Here is a 3,187-nt window from a genome sequence, read left to right on the forward strand (position 1 = left end):
AGAATCCGAACTTTTTGCAAATTTGGCTTCCAGCTGCGACGACTTGAGTTTAAAGCGTGTGAACGTTTGTTACCAAAGTGGGTACGCTTACCATTAATAAAATCCTTTGCCATGGGTAACAAATCTCCCTTCTCTTCGATTTTAGTGTTAAATGTCTGTTTCATTACACTAGAATAATTTATCATAGATACATTGATATTGCAATACTTTTCTTTCAAGTAATTATACTTGACAGCTCTTCAAACACTGACGAGATTACTTTGGTTTTTGGTGTTATTGTGGTAATATTAACTATCGTTAATAGGTAAATAGAAAATTAAGGAGGCTGCTACAGATGGCCGTCAAAATCAAAACAAGATTTGGAACAGTTGATATCGACAACAACGTGATCGCAAATGTTGTTGGCGGTGCTGCGACCGATAATTACGGAGTAGTTGGCATGGCGAGTCGCAACCAACTTAGAGACAACGTCAATACCATTTTAAATCGTGAGAACTACTTTAAAGGCGTCGTTGTGAAACAACACGACAATGAAATTGAAGTGAATGTGTATATTATCGTTGCCTACGGGAATAAGATTTCCGAAGTTTCAAAAAATGTTCAAGCAAAGGTTAAGTATAACCTGCAAAGTATGCTTGGCGTATCTGCAAATTCGGTCAATGTAATCATTCAAGGCGTTCAGGTAATGAACGACTGATTACTGAGTGACCAAGGAGGACAAGTAGTTGAAAGTTACAGAAATTACCAACACCGAATTTACGGCAATGGTTCAAGCAGCCGCAACTAAATTAAATAAAAATGCTGATTTTATCAATTCACTCAACGTGTTCCCAGTTCCTGACGGTGATACCGGAACCAATATGAGCCTCTCTATGGCCAGTGGATACAAGTACGTGAACAAAGATACCAGCCAGACGGTGGGCGACCTCTCCGGCGCGCTTGCAAAGGGATTATTGATGGGGGCCCGTGGAAATTCCGGTGTTATTCTATCACAAATCTTCCGTGGCTTCTCCAAGTCTACAGAAGGCAAACAAACCCTGAGTGCACAAGACATTTCCGATGCCTTTATTGCCGGGACAGAGATTGCTTATAAATCTGTTATGAAGCCAACTGAAGGAACCATCTTAACCGTGGTTCGAATGGCTGCTTCCGCTGGTAAAAAGACAGCGGCGACAACCAACGATGTGGTCGCCGTCATGGACGCCATTTATGAGGCGTCCAAAAGCGCTCTGGAAAAGACCCCTGACTTACTGCCGGTTTTAAAACAAGTTGGCGTCGTCGATTCAGGCGGTCAGGGACTTGTTTTTGTACTGGAAGCATTCGATGATGTTTTAAACGGCCGTGACGAATCCGAATCCGGAGACTATCAGCCAAATGATGCCGAGATGAATCAGATGATTAAAGTGGCCGATCAAAGTGTTCAAAGTAAATTAAATCCTGAAGATATTGTTTATGGTTACTGTACCCAAATCATGGTTCGAATTGGGAAAGGTAGAGAAGTCGATCATCAATTTGATTATCAGACTTTTTACGACTACCTCGCCAAGCTCGGTGATTCACTTCTGGTCATTAACGACGACGATATCGTGAAGGTTCACGTCCACACCGAACATCCTGGAAAAGTCCTCGCTTGGGGGCAGGAGTTTGGTGATTTGGCAACCGTTAAAGTTGATAACATGCGACTTCAACAAGAAACAATCATCGAAAATGATGATGAAACCCCTGATCAGGATGATTCACCAATCCAAAGAGCTGAAAGTATCAGTACCCAGCAACCAGTGTCAGATACAGCTATTATTTCCGTTTCATCTGGTAAAGGGTTGAATGAGTTGTTCCAAAGTTTGGGTGTCAATTACATCGTAAGCGGTGGTCAAACAATGAATCCCAGCACAGAGGATATTGTTAATGCCATTAAGAATACCAATGCTAAGCAAGCCATCGTTCTGCCGAATAATAAGAACATCTTTTTGGCAGCCGAACAAGCCGCAGAAGTTGTTGATATCCCGACAGTAATTGTCCATTCCAAGACGATTTCACAAGGAATTACGGCAATGCTTGGATTTAATCCTGAAAACTCACTTGAAGACAATCAAAAGGCGATGGAAGACAACTTGCCAACTGTCAAATCAGGACAGGTGACGACTGCCATTCGGGACACCAAGATCAACAACTTGGAAATCAAGAAGGATCAATTCATGGGAATCGTAGACGGCGATATTTCAACTGTCGGCGACGACCTGGTTGAAACAGCCATTCAAATGGTTCAAAAGATGCTCGACGAAGACAGTGAAGCCATTACCATTATTTATGGCGATGGCGCCGATCAAGCACTAGCAGAAAAAGTCCAAGACGGTATCTTGAAGTTGGATGATGAATTGGAAGTTGAAATTCATGAAGGTGACCAACCGGTTTACCCATTCTTAATTTCTGTCGAATAAACAACTTGGTAAAAGTTTGGTCAACGTGGCCAAACTTTTATTTATCTCTAGTAAAAAGGGGGGATAATATGGCCAGCTTAAGTGATTCAGTCGCGGTTCTTAAAGGGGTTGGCGAAAAACGATTAACAGCTTTAAACAAGCTGGGGATTAATACCATCAATGACCTTTTGACCTATTATCCCAGACGTTATGATGACCTCTCGCTCAAGGATCTTAAAACCGCTGTTGATGGGCAGAAAGTCACCGTTAAAGGGACGATTATCAGTGAACCGACGGTGACCTTCTTCGGACGTCGACGAAGCCGGTTAAGTCTGCATTTAAAAATTAATGATGATATTTATACCGTTACCTTCTTCAATCAACCGTGGCTGAAAAAGCAACTTGAATTAGCCGACCAGGTGATTATTTTTGGAACCTATAGTCGCGCCCGGAATCAAATTCAAGGGATGAAGATTTTAAGCGGTGAGCGAAATGACACCTACGACTCCATTTATCCAAGCAATAAAGAGGTCAAGCAAAATACCATTAAGCAGCTGGTAAAATTAGGTTTTGACACGTATGAGGATCAGCTGGTGGACATCATTCCACAGTCATTAAGGGAAAAATACCGACTGGAATCGTTTCACGATACGATTAAAAATATTCATTTTCCAGACTCGCCAATTGCTGCTAAAAAAGCGTTTCGAACCGCTAAGTTTATGGAGTTTTTCTTATTCTCAATGAAAGTTCAGCTCTTAAAACAAACCCAC

The 3,187-nt window shown here is 41.8% G+C and carries 3 protein-coding genes and 1 pseudogene; 3 read left to right on the forward strand and 1 reads right to left on the reverse strand.

Features of this window, described 5'->3' with window-relative positions; all coding sequences use genetic code 11:
• The coding region (locus tag AB3112_RS10000; protein ID WP_367334414.1) for a bL28 family ribosomal protein at positions 1-113 on the reverse strand (113 nt) is incomplete at its 3' end.
• A gap of 221 nt (positions 114-334) precedes the next feature.
• On the opposite strand from AB3112_RS10000, the gene AB3112_RS10005 reads away from it, so the two are divergent.
• The 3 genes and pseudogenes from AB3112_RS10005 to AB3112_RS10015 form a co-directional block, all read left to right on the forward strand.
• Positions 335-697: an Asp23/Gls24 family envelope stress response protein gene (locus tag AB3112_RS10005; RefSeq protein WP_013727939.1), complete on the forward strand. Its 363-nt coding sequence runs from the start codon at positions 335-337 to the stop codon at positions 695-697.
• Between the two features lie 28 nt (positions 698-725).
• Positions 726-2,438, forward strand: a complete 1,713-nt coding sequence (locus AB3112_RS10010) for a DAK2 domain-containing protein (RefSeq protein ID WP_367334413.1) — start codon at positions 726-728, stop codon at positions 2,436-2,438.
• A gap of 68 nt (positions 2,439-2,506) precedes the next feature.
• A pseudogene (locus AB3112_RS10015) lies at positions 2,507-3,187 on the forward strand (DNA helicase RecG); the annotation flags it as partial.

It is taken from the genome of Lentilactobacillus sp. (assembly GCF_040773105.1).
In the GTDB taxonomy this organism is placed as follows: domain Bacteria; phylum Bacillota; class Bacilli; order Lactobacillales; family Lactobacillaceae; genus Lentilactobacillus; species Lentilactobacillus parabuchneri.

What these genes read in the sequence shown, in the direction of transcription:
- AB3112_RS10005 (WP_013727939.1), top strand. Translation starts at nt 335, where the DNA reads ATGGCCGTCAAAATCAAAACAAGATTTGGAACAGTTGATATCGACAAC.